Genomic DNA, 22,061 nt, shown 5'->3' on the forward strand with positions numbered 1-22,061 from the left:
AATAAGTAAGCTTGCTTAAATCTTCATTAAAGCACTAAGCGTAGTCGTAAATGCTTAAACAAAAAGAGCCGGGGGCGCGCGAATGCTTTTCCCTTGGCTAAATAATGGGGAGTAGAAGGTTGTTTGGGCAGTGCTAATGTCTAAATGGTTGGCCTCTACTCGTTGAGCGGGTGGGCTGACGAGTATGCTTATAGCACAGCAGTGTAATAGTGATTGCGAGTGACATTGGCCATTTTTATGCTGCTCTACACTGCCACTGTTTACATGGGAATGGTGACCTGCTTCATGCATTAACTCGGCAAGCGCCAATAGACTAGTGGTTTGGCCTAAACCCACTGTCCAAATAATAAGCGCTATAGATAAAATACGATGCTGAAACATGTTTTAGTGTATTTGTGTCGGTAGTTTGTGGATATAGCAGAGCTTTTTACCAAAACTGGAGGTTGTAAGCAATTTTTCATTGGCTTACTTTAAGCTTTACTAAGCTGTTGAATAATCGGTATTTACGCTTTTGCTTTCGCATTGGGCATTTTGTAACCCGGTAGTTTTCGAAAACCTTTCGCCTGAAATTGGTTTTTAGAGGGCTTAGCGGGCAATGCATTTAAATCAAAAGGTTTAGGCTGCTTACCTTGAGATTGATTTAACGCGTCTACCAAGGCCTCGTGATTGTGCATGTGTGGTGCCGAAAACAACATGTCGTGGCTGCAGGCGTAACTGGCTATCGGGCTTAGTGCGATAAATGCAACGAGCAGATATTTTCTCATATTAGCCTCTGGGGATGTGATTGAAATAAATAAGAGCGCCAAAGGCGCTCTTTAAGTCACTGTTTAAGCGATTAACGCAAAGTGATTTTTGGGTTTTCTGCTGGTTTGTCTAACAAGCCAAAGAATGCAGGAACGGTTGCTGCGTCGCCATCTAAGGTGATGTAGCCCGCTTTCACTGCTTCAGCAAAATCTACTTTACCTACTAATAACCCTAGGAATACTGGTTTAGTAAGGTTAACTGTTGCTTTCGCTTCGCCGTTATAGCCCTTGTGGAATTGCGCCACAGAGCGACGAACTTCTAGTGCGTGAACTTCTTTAGTGTCTGAGAAGTTAAACGCAATGGTGAAGTGTTGGTCGGCGCTGCGCTCGGCGTTTAAGCTAAAGCGAAGTGCGTTAACAAGTTGCGAAGGTTCAAACTCAGCCATTAAATCAGGGGCTTGAAGGTTGATTTTCTTCGAGTAATCAATGGTACCGTCTAACTCTTGAGCAGAGGTTAGGTACCAGTTACGCCAGTTGTTATTGGTTTCACGGTAACCTAGTTCACGTAAAGCTTTAGCTTTAAGTAGGCGAGGTTGCATGTCATCAAGATCTACACGAATGACGTGAGTAGTAAGCTCTGCGCTCCATTGGTAATCGCCATTGTCAAATGCGTCGATAGCGAACTTCATCATTTTGGCTTTGCCGCCCACCATCTCAACATAGCGTTGAGACGCATCTACCGAGTAGGTCGCGTTTAGTGTTGTTGGGTCACCATCAAACCAGCCCATTTCACCTACAAAGATTTGCTTAGCTGCATGGCGAATAGAACCGTAGAAGTCACCTAACCATGGGTGGTTTTCTAGGTGCTTAGGCAACTTAATTTCACGGATCAAATCTTCTTGAGTAGAGCCGTTGTTAATCGCTTTAATTGATTGGTCGTAAGTAAACTGAATCGCATCTCGGTAAGCCGTTAGCGTGTTGTCTACGTGCTTAGCACCCACCACTGGGCGACCATGAGATAACATCATTGTTTCTGCTTGGTACTCGCGAAGTACGTCGATACCAGGGAACCAAATGCTTGGGTCACGGTATTTAGTGCCACGAATGGTGTGCAAGTTAGGGAAGCTTTCGCCTTGGATTACTTCAGAACCAAACAGTAAGTTAGCTTCTGGGAAGTAGGCAGTGATTTCGTCAGATGCTTCAGAAGGAACGTGTTTGAACTCAACCTTAACACCAGCAATGTCCATCTCTAATACGCCGTTAAAACCTTCAACTAGAGTATTAGGGGCAATAAGGCTGTGCTCGCGAATTTCAAAATCTGGACCTAGGCCACCGTTAATTCGGCCACCTTCTTCTACGCTAAGTAGAGTTCCTAATGAGTAGTCAACGCGGAAACCAAGTGCTGGACCAGTACCGCCCATAGAGCCTTTAACAACGTTAGTCATAAAGGTATCGTGAGCAATAATTAAGGCGTCTTCTGCGCCTTCAATACCACGTACGCCAGCGTAGTGATCTGGGTGCCAGTGCGAGTACATAACAGCTGCAACAGGCTTTTTGTTGCCAGTTACTTTACGGAAATCAGCCATTACGTCTTGCATTTTGTCTACTGACTCAACCGGATCAAGAATGATTAGGCCGTCGGTACCGTCAACGATCATTGGAGAGGTTAAGCCGTAACCGTAAACTTGAAAGTACTTATCTTGGTATGCAAATAAACCCTTATCCATTTTCTGCGAGTGTGCAGTTAACTGTGGGTGAACTTTGTCTGATTTAGCATCAAAGGCATCGTTGCCACCGGTAGGGATCCACTTCATGTCTTGGTTTTCACCATGCCAGTAGTGAGTTGCACCAGAGTCTTCACCTAAGTAGTAATCGTGTGAAAGAGTAGGAATGGTAATTTCTACGCCATCAAAACGGTGACTATGGTTGTCGCCCGCAACCGCTAGGTTTGCTAAGCCAGAGGCAATAAGTACAGATAAAGCAATGCTTGTTTTTTTCATATCGAAGCTAGGCCTTGTTTACGTTTAAGTTGGCACTACGCTACGCCAAAGCATTATCGCTTTGCTGATATGTGATATAAGATATCTAATAGTTGATGAGCAAAAAGCAGAATTCTTAACTTATGAAACATTCAGACTACAGTCTCATTCCTACTTTTGTGGCGATAGTGGAAGAACGAAATTACAGTAAGGCAGCTAAACGCTTGGGCATTAGCCAATCGGCTGTGAGCCAGAGTGTGACTCGCCTACGCGACATTTTTAAAGACAACTTGTTTACTCGCGGTAGCCACGGTGTAGAGCCCACTCCGTATGCCATTGATATTTACCCTGCCTTGGCCAACTCGGTAGAAAGTATTGCTCATATGTTGCCAGAGCAACGCCACTTTAATCCGGCTAAATGCCAACGCCAGTTTACTATTGCGGCTTTAAGCGTATTCAGCTTCACTTTATTTCCGCAGTTATCAAAGCGCTTATTTGAACAAGCTCCGTTGGCCTCGGTAAAAACCGAACCTTTGTTTGGGCAGGATATGATCAGCTTATTGCGCACCCATCAATGTGATTTGCTGATTGAAGCTGAATCAAACCGCTACCCCAATTTACGCTCGCAAGTGGTCATGCAAGATAAGTTAGCGGTGGTGTGCAGAGCGCAGCACCCAAGAATAAGTGGTAGTGAAATTAATCTAGAGCAATATTTGAGTGAGCAACATGTCATTCACTCCCAGCCGGAGCAAAAATTCGGTTACCTTGGTGACATGGGAATAGCGGGCCTAACAGAGAGGCGGGTTGCCTGGCAGGCGAGCGGCATTATGGACATGTTACCGCTTATTGCCCAAAGTGATTGCATGGGCATATTACCTGAGCGATTAGCCTCTCAGCATTGCCAGCACTTTGGCTTAAAGCCCTTACATGCAAACTTTTTGCCTGCACAAATAGTGGTGAGCATGTATTGGCATCCTTCACGTACTAATGACCCTGCGCATCGCTGGTTAAGAGATCAATGCTTGTTGTCGGGTCAGACATGAGCCGATTGAGTACGCTTTAATCATTCGCTTAACTTATTGATTTAGTTTCTATTTACAAAGAAAGTTTGTTGCTAAAGTAGTGCGGCTTTTATTTGATAAATAGGGATTTTAATGAAACAAGCAGTACTATTAATCATCGGTGTATTGGCACTAAGCGGATGCAATTCTCAAGCGACTCCCACTGGCAAAGCTTGTATGGGGTCACGAGGCGGCTCATTGGTAGAGGGCTTAGAAAATCAGTGTAAAGCCGGCGATGCCATTGCCACTAAAGAGCCAACTTATTATTGTGATTTTAATTATGCGATTGCCTACAACGACTATAATTCGGCCATGTGTATTTATAGCGGCAAGCGCAAAGATGAACGCACAGCAGGTTAGCCGTTACATGCTTTTCTAATAACTAAAAAGGCAGCACTTATTGTGCTGCCTTTTGTTTTTCGGTTTGTGTCGTCGCGTTTGGCGCGTTAGCTGTTATCTATCACTTCAGCGGTGACTTCATTTCCGCTACGTTGGCCTTCGCTAAATGCTTTTACGTTAAGCAAAGTTGTGTCGGCAATGCTCTGCAAGGCTTCTTGGGTTAAGAAGGCTTGGTGGCCAGTAAAGATAACGTTATGACAAGCCGACAAACGGCGGAATACGTCATCAAGGATCACTTCAGCAGACAAATCTTCAAAGAACAGTTCTTTTTCATGCTCGTATACATCTAAAGCTAAGCCGCCCAAGGTGCCATCTTTTAGCGCTTCAATACAGGCGGTAGAATCCACCAACTTGCCGCGACTCGTGTTAATAAGCAGGGTGCCTTTTTGCATTTGGCTAAAGGCAGACTTACCAATTAAATAAGTATTTTCGGCAGTAAGCGGGCAGTGCAAGCTAATGATTTGTGACTGTGCCAAAAGCTCTGCCATGGTCACGTATTCAATACCCAAATCAATTGCTGCTTGGTTTGGGTAAGGGTCAAAGGCGATAACTTTACAGCCAAAGCCTTTTAAAATACGCGCAGTTGCCAAGCCAATTTTGCCGGTACCTATTACCCCAGCGGTTTTACCAAAGATGTTCATGCCGGTTAACCCTTCTAACGAGAAGTTGGCATCGCGGGTTCGTTGGTAGGCTTTGTGAATACGGCGGTTTAGCGTCATCATTAATGCTATGGCGTGTTCGGCCACCGCTTCTGGCGAGTAGGCTGGTACTCGAGAAACGGTAATGCCTAGCTGTTCTGCTTTGTCCAAATCAACATTATTAAAACCGGCACAACGTAGCAATACCAGTTTAATGCCGTGATTGTGCAGCTCTTCTAAGGTTGCTGCCGACAGGTCATCGTTTACAAAGGCACATACTGCATCTGCGCCATGCGCTAAACGCGCCGTTTTAGCAGATAAGGCGATGTCGAAATATTCTATGCTAATGGCTGAAGAAGTATTTTGGGCATCAAAATGGTCACGGTCGTAGCGCTTAGCGCTGAAAAAACTGATCTTCATAGCGGCTCCTAAAACAATAGTAGCTAACGATAGCTTGTTTTGTAATTTTATTACATAATAGCGTCATTGAATAACAAAAGTCGACAGAAGTTATGAGAAAGTTTCAGAAATCAGCTGTTCTAGAAATTGCCTCCGGCCTATTGGTTATTTATGCCGCTTTATGGCTTGGTCGTTGGCTGGGCGAACTTAGCGGAAACCTTCTCCCTGCAAGCATTATGGGTATGTTGCTGCTTACTACAGCTTTGCAACTCCGTTGGGTAAAGCTGGCCTGGGTAGAGCGTACCGCTAATCAGTTTGTGCGCTGGATGTCCCTGTTGTTTGTGCCTATTAGCATCGGCTTAGTGGAGCACATTGAAACTTTATTACAGGCGCTGCCGGCAATGTTGGTCACCTGTGCCTTCGCTACCTTAATATTGTTAGTGGTAATTGGTAAGCTTTACCAGCATTGGGAGCTAAAAAGCGACTCAAATAATACCCAGCAATCAGCGGTAAATGAGGATGCTAAATAATGATTAACTTCCTCTATCTTCCGCTCACTATTGCCTTATTTATTGCCGCTAAGCATTTTCAGCAGCGCTTTTCTGTTACCTGGCTTAATCCGGTTCTTATTACCCTAACTATTTTGGTTATAGCCTTACTGGCCTTAGGTATCCCTTTTGCCGACTACAACCAATACAGTGGTTGGCTAAGTAAGCTATTAGAGCCAGCAGTGGTGGCCTTAGGTGTGCCGCTTTACAAGCAGCTTTATGAGATAAAGTCAGAGTTACCACGTATTGCGATAACCATACTGGTAGCGGCTGCTGTCGCTATTAGCTCAACGGTAGCAATGGCGTTAATGGTAGGTGCTTCGCCGGAAATAGCCGCCTCACTAGCACCCAAGTCGGTTACCACACCAATTGCGGTGCTCATTAGTGAGCAAGTGGCGGGTGAGCCAGCATTAACCGCCATTGCTGTTCTGATTACCGGCTTGGTGGGGGCGGTGGTTGGTATTCCAGTATTAAAACTATGTGGGGTACATTCAAGTAAAGCGCAGGGCATTGCTATGGGTACTGCCTGCCATGCTTTAGGCACCGCACGTATTGCTGAAGAAGGCCACCAACACGGCGCATACAGCGCGTTAGCCTTAGTATTAAGCGCAACATTTAGCGCCTTACTTTGTCCGTTAATTGTGCCGCTGTTTGCTTAAATTAACCTTAATAACACCCCGATGCCTTTAGGTTTTTTGGACAAAAGCCTGTTGGCCCAAGCGATTGGTGCAACAGGCCTTTGGACATCAATGAGTCCATCTAAAATCTCAGAGATTTACTGCCTAACATCGTCAATTTAAGTAAGACAATACTTGCCATGAACACTGTTCTAGGTCACCTCTTAGGTTTCGCGTTTATGCTAGGGTTGTCGGCTTGCGTTTAGAGTTTAAGTTCTGAACACGAATCACGCCGTAAGGTTGTTGTTTTTAACCCTATTTATGAGGGTTAGAAACCTAATTATTACCAATCAACAGGGGGCGGTCTTCTTATTCCTTTACCAGAATAAGTAAACTTTTCGTTATGCAATTTAAATCTCAAAAATACAGTATAAACTCAACTGACTATGAAGTTGGTCAAGACAACATAAGCAAGTGGGGTATGGATGTACATAACTCCGTTTTCATTGCTTCAGCGGGTTTATCAATTCTATTTATTGTCGCTCTTCTTATCCTTTCGCCCGCCGAAGCAAAGGCCGCTATTGATACCGTTAAAGCTGCAGCTTTATCCAAATTCGATTTTGTTTTCATGTGGAGCGCAAACATCATATTGATTTTTGCTATTGGTATCGCTTTTTCCCCTTTAGGGAAAATTCGATTAGGTGGTGATAATGCCAAAACTGATTATTCCACGGTTTCGTGGATCGCCATGTTGTTTGCTGCAGGCATGGGGATTGGACTTATATTTTGGGGGGTAGCCGAACCTACGGCATTCTACACCAACTGGTTTGGTACACCCTTAGATGTCGCGCCTTTTACACCAGAAGGTCGTGAACTAGCGCTCGGCGCATCCCTTTTCCACTGGGGGTTTCATGCTTGGGCAATATACGGAATGACAGCCTTGTGTCTAGCGTATTTTGTGTATAACAAGGGGCTGCCACTTTCAATTCGCTCCATTTTTTACCCTCTGCTTGGTGACAAAGTATGGGGAAGAATTGGTGACCTTATTGATGTTATGGCGGTATTGGTTGTTTTATTTGGCCTTGCTACCTCACTTGGTCTAGGTGGCTCGCAAGCAGCAAGTGGAATCAGCCATGTATTTGGTGTTGATAACAGCCTTTTCCTTCAAATAGCCATTATTCTAACAATTATGGGGCTAGCCATTGTTTCCATCATTAGAGGCATGGACGGCGGCGTAAAACTGTTGAGCAACATCAACATGATTATAGCTTTTGTATTCCTTGGTGTTCTTGGCCTTCTAAACTTCACCACTGCCTTCGACTCATTAATGACAGGCCTTGTCGGGTATGTGAAAAACATCATTCCCCTAAGTCAAAACTCTGGTCGTGACGATACTACCTGGCTACATGGCTGGACCGTATTTTACTGGGCTTGGTGGATAGCTTATGCGCCATTGTTCGGTATGTTTGTTGCGCGAATTTCAAAAGGGCGAACAGTTCGCGAATTCTTAGTGTGTGTATTGTGTATTCCTACCGCAGTTACAACTGCTTGGATGTCCTTTTTTGGCGGTATCGCTATTCAACAAATCATAGATAAAGTTGGGCTGCTAGGTGCTGATCAAGGCATTGCCGATGTTTCATTAAGTTTGTTCTACATGCTCGATGCTTACCCAATGGGCAATATGTTATCAATCATTGCTATCGCACTGATCATCGTATTCTTTGTTACTACTCTAGATTCTGGCTCTATCGTCGTTGATAGCATGACAGCTGGAGGCAAGCTAGAATTGCCAATTATACAGAAGGTTTTTTGGGCGGTTATCTCTGCTCTTATTGCTATGTTGATGTTGTGGATCGGTGGTACCGACTCCGTTCAGGCGCTGCAGTCAATCACCATCATCGCCGCGCTACCGTTTGCGGTTATCTTGGTAATAGGCTGTATCAGTTTAGTGAAAGGCCTATATTCAGAAGTCGAGCAACCTCTACTAGCCCGAGATTAAAAGTGCTTCGCATTCTAGAAGGGGATATCTCGGTAAGTTAGAGATATCCCCTCACCTAGAACTGCTTACCACTGTTCGTGTCAGCGCGTTAGTCTTGGTATTAAGCGCAACATTAAGCGCAACATTTAGCGCCTTACTTTGTCCGTTAATTGTGCCGCTGTTTGCTTAAGTGTCTCTAGTGGCTCGGTTAATGTTTTGCTTTTGGCGAGCAAATGTAAACTAACAAAGCCAAAAGGGGCTCAAACGGTATTTGAGTCCCTTTGGTAAAACTGGCTGCTTGTCTATAGGCTTTATGGGAGCAGAGACAAGGCTTTTTCATTTTGGTTGATTTTATGTTGCTCTTCTTCGATCTTTCTCTGGTACTTAAGAATTTTATCTTCTTCATTATAAGTATAGGCTTCATCGAGTTCTGAGCGATACTCATCGACATCACTTTGCGACTCTTCAATTTTTTCCAATAACTCATCTCTTAAACCATCGTTGGTGCAGTGCGTACTCACTTGCGCTAAGGCGTCATTCAAGCCATCAAGTTTATCACTGTGCCCGTTTGCTTTAGCGATAGTTATTTTACTCTGAATTTCACAAGCCTTTCTTTTACAGCCAATTTGCTCTGAGCAATCAGAAGCAGATACGGTGAGAGGTAGGAGTAACAAAGGTATAAATAACAATATCTTGATGTCAGGATTAAACATGAAATAGCCTGCTGTAAACTTAGTTAGAGAATAAAGAAATGAAATTTACAGGTAAAAAATATCAGGGACTATATTGTTTTATAGTTAATTAAATACGAATGATATATTGGTAATAAGAACGTAAAAATTACAGTAGGAATTCGATACTTTTCTTTTTGCTTTTTTGACTGTAATACCGAAAGTACTTGAATGATTGGTCACCATTCTCCGACAGATTTTGATAAAACGGATTGGTTGCCAGCAATTGGGGCTCAACGGTAAAGAGGAACAGACCAAACATAGACCGCTTAGGTTCCAAATATAAATCGTATAAAAACTGTGCCATTGCAGGATCGTGAACGGGAATAATAAAAGATTTTTTAGTGATGCTTTCAGCCATGTATTGAAGCACTTGTTTCCTAATCGACAAGCTAATAGAGCCAATACTTAACAGCATATTTGTTCTGTCATCATAAAGAATATGACCAACCATTAACCCTTTACAGTAAAAAACCAGAATAACAATATCGTCAACCGATAAGTGGTCAGCGTTATAAAACGTCATAAAGTCTAAAGAGTATAATTTTGAATGGATAGCCAATATGTCATTCCACGACTCGCTCGGGATGGATTTTGTTGTATAACAATCAACACTATCTATTGAATAACTATAGGATATATCTTGATTTACTGGAATGTCACTAAGCTTGATTGAAGGTGAAAGCGTATCCAATTCTTTGGCATCATATTCATACTGAATGGATAAATAGCTGGAAATACCTAAACGCCTAAGCAAACTGGTTTTTGTATCTCCTCGTTCCCATTTACTTATCGTAACTTGATTAACACCATCGAAAACTCTATGCGAATTAGCCAGTAAGGTGGCCATGTCTTCTTGCGATAAATTGCGCTCTTCACGAAGCCTTTTTAGCTCAGTAGGAAAATTATCTCGATTCATTTAGACCCTATAAGTTTCCGCTAAATATCAGCGTATTAACGTTTTATTATAGTACCTCACAGACTTTGAGGAAGAAAAAGAAAAGCCGCAGCGATTCGCTGCGGCTTGTTAGTTCGTGGTGAGCAATTAAGCTTTAAGCAGAGCCTTTAGCAATCAATAAATCACCGTGCAGAGCGACAAACTTATCGTAAAGTTGGTCTTCGGTCTCTTTGTGTGCAGGGTCTACTGCGATGCAATCGATTGGGCATACATCAATGCAAGTAGGGCGCTCGTAGTGGCCTTTACATTCGGTGCAGCGCTCTGGGTCGATAACCGTAATAATGCCATCGTAAGAAATAGCTTGGTTAGGACATTCTGGCTCGCACATGTCGCAGTTGATGCACTTTTTGCTAATTAGCAGGGCCATTGCTTAAGCCTTCACTTCGCCAGCTTGATGCGGGTTACGGGTATCTTGTCCAGATTGTAAGTTACGCATAATTAGCGCGTGCTCTAAATCTACATTCTCTGGCACTGGTAAAAATACCGTGTGGCCACTGCCTTTGGCGTCGTCAATTAGCTCACCTTTTTTGTTTTCTAGGTGGTCTAATTTAAAGTTAAGGTTGCCTTGTGGCGTCATTAACTCAAGGGTGTCACCTAATAAGAACTTGTTCTTAACGGTGACTTCAGCAAGGCCAGCAGCGTTACGACCCGCCACTTCGCCCACAAACTGCTGGGTATCGCTAATCGAATAGCCATAGTCGTAGTTTTGGTACTCATCATGAGTATGACGACGCAAGAACCCTTCGGTGTAGCCGCGGTGGGCAAGGTTTTCTAAGGTACCCATTAGGCTTGGGTCGAAAGGCTTGCCTGCAACTGCATCGTTAATCGCTTGGCGATAAACCTGAGCGGTACGGGCGCAGTAATAGAAAGACTTAGTACGGCCTTCAATTTTAAGTGAATGAACACCCATTTTAGTCAAACGTTCTACGTGTTGTATCGCACGCAAATCTTTTGAATTCATAATGTAGGTGCCGTGCTCGTCTTCAAAAGCGGGCATGTATTCGTTAGGGCGGCCTTGTTCTTGAAGCAAGAATACTTGGTCGCTAGGGGCGCCAGCGCCTAAAGTTGGCTCTACTATTTGTGGTTGGGCGGCAATAATGTCGCCCACTTCGTTTTCTTTGGCTTCGTGTGCGTTGTATTTCCAGCGGCATGAGTTAGTACAGGTGCCTTGGTTAGGATCGCGTTTGTTAATGTAGCCAGACAACAAACAGCGGCCAGAGTAGGCCATACATAAGGCGCCATGCACAAACACTTCAAGTTCCATTTCTGGCACTTGCATACGAATTTCTTCGATTTCGTCTAGCGATAACTCGCGCGACAAAATAACCCGTTCAACCCCTTGCTGGTGCCAAAACTTAACGGTTGCCCAGTTAATCGCGTTGGCTTGAACCGACAAGTGAATAGTTTGGTCTGGAAAGGCTTCTCGCACCATCATAATCATGCCTGGATCAGACATAATTAAGGCATCAGGCTTCATGGCAATAATGGGCTCAATGTCGCGCAGGTAAGTTTTTAACTTAGCGTTGTGCGGGGCAATGTTACTTACCATGTAGAGCTTTTTGTTTTGCGCGTGAGCTTCGTTGATCGCTAGCTGTAAATTCTCGGCATTAAATTCGTTATTACGAACACGCAAAGAGTAGCGAGGCTGACCTGCGTAAACTGCGTCTGCACCGTAGGCAAAAGCGTAACGCATGTTTTTTAAGCTGCCAGCAGGTGACAGTAATTCTGGTGTAAACATCAAAGCTCCGGGTCTGAGTCGAATCATTGAGGAAGGCTGCGAGCAGCACAATAAGGGCGCGCATTTTACGCGGAGAGAACAGGGCTTGCAATGCTTTTGGCTAAAAAATCACCAACCAATTAATAAGTACTTGAAACTATGTTAATGGTTGGTGAATGAGGTAAGTAATTGTGAGGACTTAGCTGGTTAATTCGCCGCCTAAGGCTGCGATAAGATCAGGGATCATTTTAGTCAGTTCGCCACTGGTTAGGGCGAAATCGGCATCAAATCGAGCGGCAACATCACTTTTATCAATGTCTTCGTTTTGCTCAGTGATGGTATCGGTAAACTTAACGCCTTTAATGCTCATGTCTTCGCTAATTAAAAAGCGAATAGAATCAGCCCAGGTCAGCTCTAGTTTAGTCACGAACTTGTCGGCATCTAGGTGTACTTTGATTTCATCGCTGAATAGGTCTTGCTCTTTACAACGAATAATACCGCCGCCTTCTAGCGCGCTGCGCAGTTCGGCTTCTTCACCTAGTTCAAAGTTAGCTGGAATGGCTTTCTCGTTTAGCCAATCAGTCATGGTCACATCTGCTTGGTTGGCTAATTTAATCGGGGTAACCGGTAAACTGCCTAAAGACTTACGCAATAAAGAAATCACTTCTTCGGCCTTTTTGGCGCTACCTGCGTCAACAGCGATTAAGTTGTTATCTGGGCTTACCCAAGCGTAAGTTAGGCTAGTGCGAGAAAATGCGCGCGGTAATAGCGTCATCACAATTTCTTCTTTTAGTGCGTCTTTCTCAGCTTTTTTAAGCGGGCGCTGCTGCTCTTGCTCAATTAACTCAACTTTGTCGGCTAAGGTATCGCGAATCACCGATGCCGGTAGCATCTTTTCTTCTTTCTTGGCACATACCAGGTATTCGTTACCGATAACGTGAGTAAAGCTTTGGCCAAATTTACCCATTGGCGTTACCCAACCAAATTTGCTGATGTCTTGGCTTCCGCAAGGGCTAAAGCTTAGCTCGTCTAGCGTAGCGTCTAGCTTTTCTGGTTCAAGTTCCAGTTCGTTGGTAATTCGGAACAGCATTAGATTTTTAAACCACATAACGGAATAGCTCTTTGATAAATTAGGGGCGCTATTCTACCAAAACTGATTGACTTGTCAGGCGGCAATGTTGGTTTTTTTGAGGCGCTGAATGTGGACTTAAAATTAATCTTGGGGCTTTAACAAGAGCGGTAAATCAAAAGCATGGCTTATTGTGCTTTCTTGTACGCCTTTAAAGATGCCGTAAATGTATATTTTCTAAATGTATTTGATCTTGAGAGAGCAGAGTAATCTACCTATTATCAATATATTAGCGCCAGGTTGCAGAGTGAATTAGTGAATAACTACGCCGTCGAATCTTGCCGCTATTGCTTAGTGCTAATTGAGTAAACAAAGGAGGTCATTTGCCTAAGGTATTTGTGTTTGGAACCTTGAAAGAAGGATTCCCTAACTATCGGTCGAATAGCGGCGTTCGATTTCGGGGTGAGTTTGAAACAATTGAACGTTACCCTTTGTATCTTGTGGGAGAGCGCTATTCACCTTGGTTAGTTTTGCAAAAAGGTTCAGGAAGTCGAATTTCAGGGCAGGTATTTCAAGTCTCTGATAAAGCACTCGCTGTAATGGATAAATTGGAACGTATTACCGAGCCAGATGGCTATAACAGGGTTGAGATGTGTGTTCGTTGTAAGGTTAGCAATAACCCGTTTGTTGTATATGCTTATGGTAAACCTAGAGAGCAGGTAAACCCTAAGGACGTTAAACGAGAACTAACGGGCGAGTACTCGGCTGAGGATGCTCAGCTTTACCGTCGCCGTTCTTCTTAGCGCTTGGTTTGGCATAGGGCAGAGTGAGTGAGGTTCTTTATACTTTGTCTAAGCGATAGTGCTGCCACTAGCGATTAACCATTCTATGTTATTCAGGAGTAGCTGCTTGTCTACAGTCATTCTGCAAGGCTTTATCATAGTTAGCGACGCCAATCTTGAAACGGTAAAATGTGCGCTGATTCATCACAAACAACTCACCTTAGCCGAAGAAGGCTGTTTGGTGTTTAGGGTTGAGCCTGATGAGATTAATCCGAAGCAATTTAATGTGTATGAAGTGTTTATTAACCAAGCTGCATTTGACTGTCATCAAGCTAGGGTTAAAGCCTCTTATTGGGGTGAGGTAACCAAAGGTGTTGAAAGGCATTATCAGATAACCACTGCCTAAGGTAAAATTGAAAGCCTTACTTCGAGACTGCGCAACGCGCTGATTTATAAAAAAGGCCTCAAACAGAGGCCTTTTTTTGTTACTTAGTTTTTGCTTCTTACTGCTCGATCAATACCGCTTCATCTAGCATAAAAGAGCTTCCGCTAGCGGGGCCAAAGAAGTGCAGGGCGGCTTCTTTTAGGGTGCCTGTATAATTAAGCGTAAACTGGCTGCTAAGTGGCGACCATGCCGTGGTGCCAGTTACTTGATCAAGGCGTACCCAGTGGTAACCGCTGCTATCTTGGTAGTAAAGGCGGGTTTCAATTTTATCTGAACCTGATGCCATGCGAACCCAAGCGTCTAATTGGTAGGTAGCGCCGTTTTTAAGTTTAGTGGTGATTAGCTGTTTAGGGCCGTGATACCACTCGGTTCGCTTGCTACTAGATAGCCCATAGTTACCTAAATAGGCAGTATCTGTAACGCGAGTAGTGGCCGAATATCCCGACTGCCAACTCGCAGCGTTGCCTGATTCAAAGCTACCATTACCTAATAGGTTGACAGGCTCTTGAGGCGGAATGTCTGCTCCTAAGCTGACTACCGACACTTGGTCTAAATAAAACTCGCGACCTGCTTCTGGGCCATAGAACATCAAATAAGCTGACTCGATGCTGGTGGAGCTAGACAAATCTAACTCTGCAACAAACTCGCTCCATTGCTCACCGTTCATCGCGCTTTTGCCAAGACTTATGAAGCGGAAGCCATTGTTATCGGTAATTGCTAAGGTAGCCTGAGCGGGTTGAGAGCCTGTGCCTAGCAGTTTAACCGAGCCTTTAATTTGATATTTTTGCCCCGGTGTTAGTTCCTTGCTTAAGTAAATAGCAGGACCCGCATAGTTTTTCGTTCGCCCATGCGAGCGTAAACTGTATTCGCCAGTTGCGCGGGCCATCGCCGATTCGCTCACTTGTGAATTGTACTGACCAAGCCAAGGTTCTAATCCTTGTTCAAAACTGGCATTACTTACCAAGTTGCCTTCAATCTCTGGCACTGGATTGATGGGATCGGCTTCTTCACCGCCATTAGGATTTTGGTTTACTAAGCTAACTTGGTCTAAGTAGAATTCACGGCCTACTTCTGGGCCATAGAACAATATATAAGCGCCTTTTAAGTTTGTGCTAGTGGTTAAATCAATAGTGCCTTCAAGCGTTACCCAACCGTCTGGGTTAATCATTGTTGCGCCAATTGATTGAAAACGATGTCCGTTTTGGTCTTCTACCGACAGCGTGGCGTTTAGTTTTTGACTGCCTTCACCAAGCAGTTTTATCGCTGCTGAGTAATTGTATTTTTCACCCGCTTGTAATTTGTTGCTTAACTGAAACGCCGGGCCTGCATAGCTGTATTTACGATCGTATGAACGTAAGCTTTTCTCACCGGTAAAACGACGTACATCGTTAAGGGCTATCGCTGAATCATATTGACCAAACCACGGCGTTAAGCCTTCTTCAAAGCTAGCGTTAGTGATGATGTTGTCGTCGATAACCGGTACTGGGTTAATTGAATCTGGCACTATCGGTTCTACCGGATCAACAGGGTCAACGGGGTCTACCGGATCAACAGGATCGACAACCTTAGAAGGATAGAAGGCGGCCATTTGTGCAGAAATTTGGTTTACCGCTAAGGCTGAGTCTGCGCTGTTAGAGAAGGATGCGTCTACCCCGCAAGGTTGGTTCTTACAACTGGCAATGCGTGGATTAGAGAATACATCTACCGATGGCGCATTATATAAGTGAGCGTAAGCCATAATAGTGGCAAAACTATAATCTACGCCGTGGCCCATGCCGTATGGGAAAACCCCACCAGCGGTGTCTTGTTTGCGGTCGTGGGCTAGGCCCATATTGTGGCCAACCTCGTGAGCAAAAGTTGCCCCACCGCAGTTAGAGCCTGAGATAGAGTACATGTAGTTTTTGAACCAATCGTTCATTTTCCCATTACTACCAGTACCAACATAACCTAAACCACAAATGCCTCCCGTGGCCTTGGTTAGCATGGCCACTACATCAGCGCCATATTCGGCGCGCAGCTCTTTTACTTGGGCGTTATTTACTAAATTGTCTAAGGCTGTTCCATCTAACGCGGTAGCATTTACGCCGGTAAATTTTTGTTGGTGTACTAAACGCATTCGAACACTCATGTTACTGGCTTCGTATGCTGAGTTGCTATACGCGACTATTTGGTTGATGTAGGTTTCTATCGCACCGCGGCGGTCAACTTCTGCTGCATCATCGTAAAGCACCATTACATCAATGGTATCTAGTGCCAGCGCTTGGTTAGCGCTAAGCGCAATAGTGCAAGTTAATGCTGCACCTGAGAGTGATTTTAACCACGATGACTTAATTGTTTTCTTCATCTCATTTCCTTTGATTGGCCACTAAGCTCGCGGCATCCTTGCTGTGTAAGTAGGTTTTATTGTTGTTATTTAGATTTCTGGTGTTGGTTGCAGATGGTTGTTTGGATTTGGCACGATGTAATCAGGTTTAGAAAAGTCTTGTAGATTGTGTAAGTCAGTCGCCGAGGCTATCCACCCGTCGGCGTTATTGCTCTCTATTACGTATGACCCTTGCGGTGTGGTGACATTGCCAAAGGTGCCATGTTCGCCGTGGGTGAATACCACTGAATAACTATGTCCATCAAGGTCAAGTATCTTGCCAGTAATTGTTCGGTCACCGTTTTGGTGAAATTCTACTTGGGTACCTAATACTTCAAAGTGTTGATCTATTTGTGGAATATGCAGGTCAAATTGTTTGCCATCGGTAATAGATGTGAATGCTAATGAGTTGAGCTCAAAGTACGCTCGATTTACTCGAGGATCCTCAATGTCCTGATAATCACTGGGAACACCTTGTTCTGAACCGCGCCATAGTGTTAGGTCTGCGGTCTCGGTAATGGCAGACGGTGGGACGAGGCTAGGCTCGGCGATGTTTTCCGGTAATTTAGGCTGTTGTAGCCTTGTTTGAGAATGCGATGCCTCATTTGCGCTGGGTGGGGTTGGTTTGGGTTGAGTAACGGTTTCTACTAAGGAATTGTCTGGGTGTAGGTGATGGACTTGTCCTGATTGGCGGGCGTTAGAGCTAATGTAATAAACGCTGCCACAAACCACTGATAAAACAATATAATATGATAATTTGTTAAGGCCCATAAAAACACTCCTTGTGCTACTTTAATTTGGGTGAATCGATAGATGATTGCGATTATATATTTTGCTGAAAAACGCTCAGAAGGTGACGTGTCGGTTAGTCACTTATATGCGTAAATCTAGAATAAAAAATCATGTTGGTTTCTCGTTTTTGTCAAATGTAAACCACCGTGATGGCTACATCATCAAAAGAGCAAAAACTCTACATCTTAACCACAATTCTATTTTTACAGTTGGTTATGAGTTAATTGAGCGAATAGTAAATAATATTAAGCCTATTTTCCAGAGACTTTTACAAAAAATATAGCATCTGCTGATGTTTTGTATTTATGCATTTTAAATCGGCTTTTAGGAAATATTGAAGCGTATCGCGCTAGCTACCTTGTAAAGTAGCGAGCTCGGTAAATAATTGTAGCTGGCGGCGATTATTTCTCTTATGTTTTGTTATTCACTTTAATGAATTATTTCTTAGGGCTATTTTTGCTGTGGCAGGTTTTGCAAAAATGCAGTGAATACCTAGGGCGGCTTGCTGGTTTGGCGTAAACTAAGTTGGTTAAGTGCATTATTAACCTCGTTGTTGTTGGAGATATTTATGAGAAAAATTGTTTTGGCGTTTGCCTCCTTGCTGTTTATATCAACGTCACATGCTGAATTAGCTAATTTGCCTTCGCAGTTAAGTATCGAAAACGTGAAAGAAGTTAAACAAGGCCTTTTGGTTGCAGTGTTACCTGCACCTAGCATCAATAGTTGTCCCGCAAGCCAAGGAGGTTTGTATTTGCTCAGTGAGCATCCGCAGTTTGAAGAATACTCTTTATTGCTCACTCAATTGGCTGGTTCAGGTAAGAAAGTAAAACTGGAAGCCCAAACCCGTCAATATAATAGCTTTTGTGACATCTCCACTATTACCCCAGTACCGTAAGCCTTAACTGAAGCAGCATCACAGAGTCAAACTGTCATCTGGTTATGGCTTCTGAAAACCTGAAAACCAGTACGCGTAGATAGGTGTTAAGCGAATCATTTGCGATTTTGTTAACACCTTGTGATCTATGTCGGGCATGAGCAAGTAGAACACGATCTAATTCACACTGCGATTTTTCCTAATTACCCATAATGATTAATCTATGAACAGAAAGTGAAGCAAGTGCTTTGAACTCTTTTACTAACGCTGCGGGATTAACACTCCGCAAAGCCGAGCAAAACGATTACGAAGAAATTGGCGATATTTGGCTTGCTGCCAGTTTGCGCGCACATGATTTTTTGCCCGGTAAATACTGGTGGGAGCGACAAGATGCGCTGCAGCGTTTGTACCAATTTAAATCTGAGGTTTGGGTTGCCGAAGTGGCAGGACAGGTTTGCGGCTTTTTAGCACTGATGGACGAAAAGCTCATCGCATTATTTGTGTCGCCAAGTTGGCAACGTAAAGGCATTGGCTCACAGCTATTAGAACTAGCCAAGAGTTTGCGTTCGCGCTTGGTATTGCATTTATTTGCCGATAATTCAGAAGCTTTTTGCTTTTACTTGCGCCATCGTTTCGAGGTAGTGTGGAAAAGGCCAGAGCGTTATACCGGATATACTCTGGTTCACATGGGTTTTAATTTACAACCGGCTTTGGTAGAACCAGTGCCAACGCCTTAACGCTGGCACTGATGTTAGCACTTACTTACCGTATAAGTTCTCGAAGCAGTAATTGGTGGCTTCAACAAAGCCCTCAACACTGCCGCAATCAAAACGTTTCCCTTTAAATTTATACGCCATTACACAACCATTTTGTGCCTGGGTTAACAGCGCATCGGTTAATTGAATTTCGCCATTTTTCCCTGGTTTGGTATCGCGAATTAAGCTAAAAATATCGGGAGTAAGAATATAGCGGCCTATTACCGCAAGGTTAGAGGGCTCTTCGCCTTTGGCGGGTTTTTCTACCATTGAAGTAACACGAAATAAGTCATCTCGTAAGGCTTCACCTTCAATGACCCCGTATTTATGAGCCTCTTCAAGGGGCACCTCCATTACCGCAATAATTGAGCAACGGAATTGTTCGTAGAGTTTGGTCATTTGGGCCAATACGCCACCGTCATCACCAAAACATAAATCGTCGGCTAACACTACGCCAAAAGGTTCTTGGCCAATCAGTGTTTCGCCACAAAGAACCGCATGGCCTAATCCCATCATTTTCTTTTGGCGAGTGTAGGTACAGTTAACATTGTCGACCAGATGGCGGATTTCTTTTAAATACTCTTCCTTGCTGGTGCCTGCAATTTCGTTCTCTAACTCATAACTAATGTCGAAGTGGTCGGCAATCGCGCGTTTACCTCGACCGGTAATAAAAGCCATGTCGCTCATATCTGCGGCAACCGCTTCTTCTACGCCGTATTGCACGAGTGGCTTGTTTACAATAGGAAGCATTTCTTTCGGCATAGATTTAGTGGCCGGTAAAAAGCGGGTACCATAGCCAGCTACGGGAAATAAACATTTCTTTATCATGGTCATTGGAACTCCTTGTAACCTTACATTCTTAATGAGTGCGGGTTTATTAACATCTACTGTTACCCAGCAAGAGCGATGCCAGCAAGCGGCCACTATAGTGCTAAGTGTTTGTTTTAATGATAAATGATAGATTTTCCTTTGATATCACTTAAGGGTTACTCAGGTTGTGTTTGCACCTTGTTGGTGCGAAATAGATGAATGCATCATTAGCTTGCGTTAAAAGCGAGCATTGATGCCGGATGACCCGCCTTGCGGTTTAGAGATAGGTGTTGCTTTAAGTGCAATCAATTTGATTAAAGGTCTTTTTATACAGTCACTTATGATTGTGCAGCGAATCGAGTTTGATTATTGAGTGATTGGCACAGTAATTGGAAACGTTCTTAGATGAGAATCAAAAGCCATTATTGAGGACCCTACATGGATGAACTCGAGCAGCTGCTTACTAAAATCTACGGAACAGAACTAGACACAAACTTAGCCCAACAAATCTTGAGTAAAGTGGAGCGGGTTAAATCAAGCTTTCCTCGTTATCAAGCATGGTCTGAGCAAGACCTCATTCTCATTACTTATGGCGATAGTGTGCTCAGCAAGGGTTTAATGCCTTTGCAAAGTTTGCATCAATTTTTGCGGGAATATCTAACTGGCTTAATCAGCTCAGTACATATATTGCCGTTTTTCCCATTTAGCTCAGACGATGGCTTTTCTGTCATCGACTACAAACAAGTGAATTACAACCTTGGCGATTGGAGTGATATTGCCACACTTAACCAAGATTTTGAGCTTATGTTTGATTTGGTTATGAATCATTGCTCGCGCCAAAGCTTGTGGTTTAACGATTTTGTGAATGGGTCGGGCGAGGGCAAAGACTACTTTGTAGAGTCTGATCCGAAGCTAGATTACAGCGCGGTAACCCGCCCTAGAACTAGCCCTCTAATTGTGGATGTGTATACGCGTGAAGGTTTGAAACACGTTTGGGCAACCTTTAGTGACGACCAAATCGACCTAGACTTCTCTAATCCAAAAGTGATGTTAGCCTTTCTCGATATTTTTATTTACTACTTAGAACAAGGTGCGCGATTTGTACGCTTAGATGCGGTGGCCTTTGTATGGAAGATACTGGGTACCAACTGTATTCATTTACCGCAAACTCATTCAGTAGTGAAGTTGCTGCGCTGGGTTATGCAGCAGTTGGATCCCAACTTGGTATTGATTACCGAAACTAACGTGCCTCATCAGGAAAATATCAGTTATTTTGGCCAAGGTGACGAAGCGCATATGGTTTACCAGTTTGCACTGCCACCCCTGTTATTACATGCCTTAAACCGTGGTAATGGACACTACCTTACGGCTTGGGCGCGTGATTTAGTCGCGCTGCCTAAAGGTTGTAACTATTTTAACTTTGTTGCATCGCACGACGGCATTGGCGTGAGAGCGGTAGAGCAAATCATACCTAAGCACGAAATTACAGATTTAGCGGAATCGGTGCACAACTTCGGTGGTTTTGTGAGCATGAAGTCGAACGGCGACGGCACTCAAAACCCTTATGAATTGAATATTTCATTATTTGATGCCCTGCAAGGTACCCGTACTGGTTCAGACCAATGGCAAGTAGAGCGCTTTTTATGCAGCCAAAAACTGCTGTTGAGTTTGCAAGGCATACCGGGAGTGTATATTCATAGTTTAACCGCTACGGCTAATGACCATACCTTGGTTGAGCAAACTGGCCGCACTCGCTCGATTAACCGCCATCGCTGGCAGCGTGAAGAGTTTGAAGCATTGCTTGCTCAAGAGCACAGCTCGCAAGCCCAAGTGTTTCAACGCTATCGAGACTTATTGGCCTTACGTAAAACCATTGGGGCTTTTCATCCTGAATCGGCTCAGCGGGTTTATGACTGTGGCGATGCCCTGTTTGTATTACAGCGAGGCGATGCCCCAAGAACTGCAGACGACGGCGCCAAGCGCAATGGCTTGTTGGCCGTGTTTAACTTGACCAAATACCCACAACAAATAGAGCACTACGCGCAGCTACCACAGGCTTATCAAGCTGAGTGTGAAGACTTACTCAGTGATGAAAAAGTGATACTGGCTGAGCATAAGCTCAAACCTTATCAGGTGCTGTGGTTAGTGCTAGATTTGTAAATTGGTATACCAATAGTTGTTTCTTTACTATTGTGTTGCTTAATTTTTTCATTCTTTTTGTTTGTTTTATAAGGTTTTTATGCTTTATTGAATCTTTTGTCAAAGATGAGAGATTTGTCTACAAAAAGATAAATTTCACTCTTGATTGGTTCACCAATTTGCTGTTTAATCCGCCATTGTTCTTTTGCCTTATTTTACTTTTAAAGTATTAAAGGCCTAAGACTTCGCAAAACGATTTCTGCAA

General features: G+C 43.8%; 22 protein-coding genes. 10 read left to right on the forward strand and 12 right to left on the reverse strand.

Annotated features, from left to right (window positions below; all coding sequences use genetic code 11):
• Positions 1-54: 54 nt before the first annotated feature.
• The 3 genes from Q4592_RS13915 to Q4592_RS13925 all read right to left on the reverse strand — a co-directional run bounded on the left by Q4592_RS13915 (position 55) and on the right by Q4592_RS13925 (position 2,743).
• Positions 55-381, reverse strand: a complete 327-nt coding sequence (locus Q4592_RS13915; protein WP_303514088.1) for a hypothetical protein — start codon at positions 379-381, stop codon at positions 55-57.
• Between the two features lie 122 nt (positions 382-503).
• Positions 504-764: a hypothetical protein gene (locus Q4592_RS13920; RefSeq protein ID WP_303514089.1), complete on the reverse strand. Its 261-nt coding sequence runs from the start codon at positions 762-764 to the stop codon at positions 504-506.
• A 71-nt stretch (positions 765-835) separates the two neighbouring features.
• A complete protein-coding gene (locus Q4592_RS13925; RefSeq protein ID WP_303514091.1) occupies positions 836-2,743 on the reverse strand; it encodes an alkyl/aryl-sulfatase in 1,908 nt (635 codons plus the stop codon).
• 122 nt (positions 2,744-2,865) lie between these two features.
• On the opposite strand from Q4592_RS13925, the gene Q4592_RS13930 reads away from it, so the two are divergent.
• Positions 2,866-3,765 (forward strand): LysR family transcriptional regulator, encoded by a 900-nt coding sequence (locus tag Q4592_RS13930; RefSeq protein WP_303514093.1) that lies wholly within the window; start codon positions 2,866-2,868, stop codon positions 3,763-3,765.
• A gap of 111 nt (positions 3,766-3,876) precedes the next feature.
• Complete coding sequence (locus Q4592_RS13935; protein ID WP_303514096.1) at positions 3,877-4,143, forward strand: hypothetical protein; 267 nt, start codon at positions 3,877-3,879, stop codon at positions 4,141-4,143.
• A gap of 86 nt (positions 4,144-4,229) precedes the next feature.
• Here Q4592_RS13935 and Q4592_RS13940 read toward each other — a convergent pair whose 3' ends face one another.
• Positions 4,230-5,240, reverse strand: coding sequence for a 2-hydroxyacid dehydrogenase (locus Q4592_RS13940; protein ID WP_303514099.1), 1,011 nt, complete (start codon positions 5,238-5,240; stop codon positions 4,230-4,232).
• A gap of 92 nt (positions 5,241-5,332) precedes the next feature.
• Between Q4592_RS13940 and Q4592_RS13945 the strand changes: the two genes are divergently transcribed.
• The 3 genes from Q4592_RS13945 (at position 5,333) to Q4592_RS13955 (ending at position 8,383) form a co-directional block, all read left to right on the forward strand.
• Positions 5,333-5,749 (forward strand): CidA/LrgA family protein, encoded by a 417-nt coding sequence (locus tag Q4592_RS13945; protein WP_137671486.1) that lies wholly within the window; start codon positions 5,333-5,335, stop codon positions 5,747-5,749.
• Positions 5,749-6,426, forward strand: a complete 678-nt coding sequence (locus Q4592_RS13950; RefSeq protein WP_303514104.1) for an LrgB family protein — start codon at positions 5,749-5,751, stop codon at positions 6,424-6,426. The genes Q4592_RS13945 and Q4592_RS13950 overlap by 1 nt, the downstream gene beginning before the upstream one ends.
• A gap of 361 nt (positions 6,427-6,787) precedes the next feature.
• Positions 6,788-8,383, forward strand: a complete 1,596-nt coding sequence (locus Q4592_RS13955) for a BCCT family transporter (protein WP_303514107.1) — start codon at positions 6,788-6,790, stop codon at positions 8,381-8,383.
• A gap of 290 nt (positions 8,384-8,673) precedes the next feature.
• Here the strand turns inward: Q4592_RS13955 and Q4592_RS13960 are convergent, their stop codons facing one another.
• The 5 genes from Q4592_RS13960 to rdgC form a co-directional block, all read right to left on the reverse strand.
• Entirely contained in the window at positions 8,674-9,075 is a 402-nt protein-coding gene (locus tag Q4592_RS13960) for a DUF1090 domain-containing protein (RefSeq protein ID WP_303514109.1), read from the reverse strand.
• Between the two features lie 127 nt (positions 9,076-9,202).
• Positions 9,203-10,012 (reverse strand): helix-turn-helix domain-containing protein, encoded by an 810-nt coding sequence (locus Q4592_RS13965; RefSeq protein ID WP_303514111.1) that lies wholly within the window; start codon positions 10,010-10,012, stop codon positions 9,203-9,205.
• Between the two features lie 133 nt (positions 10,013-10,145).
• Positions 10,146-10,418 (reverse strand): YfhL family 4Fe-4S dicluster ferredoxin, encoded by a 273-nt coding sequence (locus Q4592_RS13970; RefSeq protein ID WP_303514113.1) that lies wholly within the window; start codon positions 10,416-10,418, stop codon positions 10,146-10,148.
• Between the two features lie 3 nt (positions 10,419-10,421).
• Positions 10,422-11,789, reverse strand: a complete 1,368-nt coding sequence (gene yegQ / locus Q4592_RS13975) for a tRNA 5-hydroxyuridine modification protein YegQ (RefSeq protein ID WP_303514116.1) — start codon at positions 11,787-11,789, stop codon at positions 10,422-10,424.
• A 178-nt stretch (positions 11,790-11,967) separates the two neighbouring features.
• Positions 11,968-12,876: a recombination-associated protein RdgC gene (gene rdgC / locus Q4592_RS13980; RefSeq protein WP_303514119.1), complete on the reverse strand. Its 909-nt coding sequence runs from the start codon at positions 12,874-12,876 to the stop codon at positions 11,968-11,970.
• 344 nt (positions 12,877-13,220) lie between these two features.
• On the opposite strand from rdgC, the gene Q4592_RS13985 reads away from it, so the two are divergent.
• Positions 13,221-13,640: a gamma-glutamylcyclotransferase gene (locus tag Q4592_RS13985; protein ID WP_303514122.1), complete on the forward strand. Its 420-nt coding sequence runs from the start codon at positions 13,221-13,223 to the stop codon at positions 13,638-13,640.
• Between the two features lie 106 nt (positions 13,641-13,746).
• Positions 13,747-14,025: a putative quinol monooxygenase gene (locus Q4592_RS13990; RefSeq protein WP_303514124.1), complete on the forward strand. Its 279-nt coding sequence runs from the start codon at positions 13,747-13,749 to the stop codon at positions 14,023-14,025.
• Between the two features lie 97 nt (positions 14,026-14,122).
• On the opposite strand, the gene Q4592_RS13995 is transcribed toward Q4592_RS13990, so the two are convergent.
• Positions 14,123-16,408, reverse strand: a complete 2,286-nt coding sequence (locus tag Q4592_RS13995) for a carbohydrate binding domain-containing protein (protein WP_303514127.1) — start codon at positions 16,406-16,408, stop codon at positions 14,123-14,125.
• A 69-nt stretch (positions 16,409-16,477) separates the two neighbouring features.
• Positions 16,478-17,197: a hypothetical protein gene (locus tag Q4592_RS14000; RefSeq protein ID WP_303514130.1), complete on the reverse strand. Its 720-nt coding sequence runs from the start codon at positions 17,195-17,197 to the stop codon at positions 16,478-16,480.
• Positions 17,198-17,786: 589 nt separating this feature from the next.
• Here Q4592_RS14000 and Q4592_RS14005 point away from each other — a divergent pair.
• Both Q4592_RS14005 and Q4592_RS14010 read left to right on the forward strand, forming a co-directional pair.
• Entirely contained in the window at positions 17,787-18,113 is a 327-nt protein-coding gene (locus Q4592_RS14005; protein ID WP_137671471.1) for a hypothetical protein, read from the forward strand.
• Between the two features lie 227 nt (positions 18,114-18,340).
• Complete coding sequence (locus Q4592_RS14010; RefSeq protein WP_303514133.1) at positions 18,341-18,829, forward strand: GNAT family N-acetyltransferase; 489 nt, start codon at positions 18,341-18,343, stop codon at positions 18,827-18,829.
• Between the two features lie 21 nt (positions 18,830-18,850).
• Here Q4592_RS14010 and galU read toward each other — a convergent pair whose 3' ends face one another.
• Positions 18,851-19,675: a UTP--glucose-1-phosphate uridylyltransferase GalU gene (gene galU, locus Q4592_RS14015; RefSeq protein WP_137671928.1), complete on the reverse strand. Its 825-nt coding sequence runs from the start codon at positions 19,673-19,675 to the stop codon at positions 18,851-18,853.
• Between the two features lie 420 nt (positions 19,676-20,095).
• Between galU and Q4592_RS14020 the strand changes: the two genes are divergently transcribed.
• The gene (locus Q4592_RS14020; RefSeq protein WP_303514135.1) at positions 20,096-21,817 is read left to right on the forward strand and encodes a sugar phosphorylase; all 1,722 of its coding nucleotides are present in this window, start codon (positions 20,096-20,098) and stop codon (positions 21,815-21,817) included.
• Positions 21,818-22,061: the final 244 nt, after the last annotated feature.

This window comes from Agarivorans sp. 1_MG-2023, assembly GCF_030548385.1.
Taxonomy (GTDB): Bacteria; Pseudomonadota; Gammaproteobacteria; order Enterobacterales; family Celerinatantimonadaceae; genus Agarivorans.

Bases quoted from the DNA above. Each gene is read 5' to 3' on its own strand.
- Q4592_RS14020 (WP_303514135.1), top strand. From the start codon at position 20,096: ATGGATGAACTCGAGCAGCTGCTTACTAAAATCTACGGAACAGAACTA.
- Q4592_RS14000 (WP_303514130.1), bottom strand. From the start codon at position 17,197: ATGGGCCTTAACAAATTATCATATTATATTGTTTTATCAGTGGTTTGT.
- Q4592_RS13935 (WP_303514096.1), top strand. From the start codon at position 3,877: ATGAAACAAGCAGTACTATTAATCATCGGTGTATTGGCACTAAGCGGA.
- Q4592_RS13950 (WP_303514104.1), top strand. From the start codon at position 5,749: ATGATTAACTTCCTCTATCTTCCGCTCACTATTGCCTTATTTATTGCC.
- galU (WP_137671928.1), bottom strand. From the start codon at position 19,675: ATGATAAAGAAATGTTTATTTCCCGTAGCTGGCTATGGTACCCGCTTT.
- Q4592_RS13955 (WP_303514107.1), top strand. From the start codon at position 6,788: ATGCAATTTAAATCTCAAAAATACAGTATAAACTCAACTGACTATGAA.
- Q4592_RS13940 (WP_303514099.1), bottom strand. From the start codon at position 5,240: ATGAAGATCAGTTTTTTCAGCGCTAAGCGCTACGACCGTGACCATTTT.
- Q4592_RS14005 (WP_137671471.1), top strand. From the start codon at position 17,787: ATGAGAAAAATTGTTTTGGCGTTTGCCTCCTTGCTGTTTATATCAACG.
- Q4592_RS13915 (WP_303514088.1), bottom strand. From the start codon at position 381: ATGTTTCAGCATCGTATTTTATCTATAGCGCTTATTATTTGGACAGTG.
- Q4592_RS13945 (WP_137671486.1), top strand. From the start codon at position 5,333: ATGAGAAAGTTTCAGAAATCAGCTGTTCTAGAAATTGCCTCCGGCCTA.
- rdgC (WP_303514119.1), bottom strand. From the start codon at position 12,876: ATGTGGTTTAAAAATCTAATGCTGTTCCGAATTACCAACGAACTGGAA.
- Q4592_RS13925 (WP_303514091.1), bottom strand. From the start codon at position 2,743: ATGAAAAAAACAAGCATTGCTTTATCTGTACTTATTGCCTCTGGCTTA.
- Q4592_RS13995 (WP_303514127.1), bottom strand. From the start codon at position 16,408: ATGAAGAAAACAATTAAGTCATCGTGGTTAAAATCACTCTCAGGTGCA.
- Q4592_RS13930 (WP_303514093.1), top strand. From the start codon at position 2,866: ATGAAACATTCAGACTACAGTCTCATTCCTACTTTTGTGGCGATAGTG.
- Q4592_RS13970 (WP_303514113.1), bottom strand. From the start codon at position 10,418: ATGGCCCTGCTAATTAGCAAAAAGTGCATCAACTGCGACATGTGCGAG.
- Q4592_RS13965 (WP_303514111.1), bottom strand. From the start codon at position 10,012: ATGAATCGAGATAATTTTCCTACTGAGCTAAAAAGGCTTCGTGAAGAG.
- yegQ (WP_303514116.1), bottom strand. From the start codon at position 11,789: ATGTTTACACCAGAATTACTGTCACCTGCTGGCAGCTTAAAAAACATG.
- Q4592_RS13920 (WP_303514089.1), bottom strand. From the start codon at position 764: ATGAGAAAATATCTGCTCGTTGCATTTATCGCACTAAGCCCGATAGCC.
- Q4592_RS13960 (WP_303514109.1), bottom strand. From the start codon at position 9,075: ATGTTTAATCCTGACATCAAGATATTGTTATTTATACCTTTGTTACTC.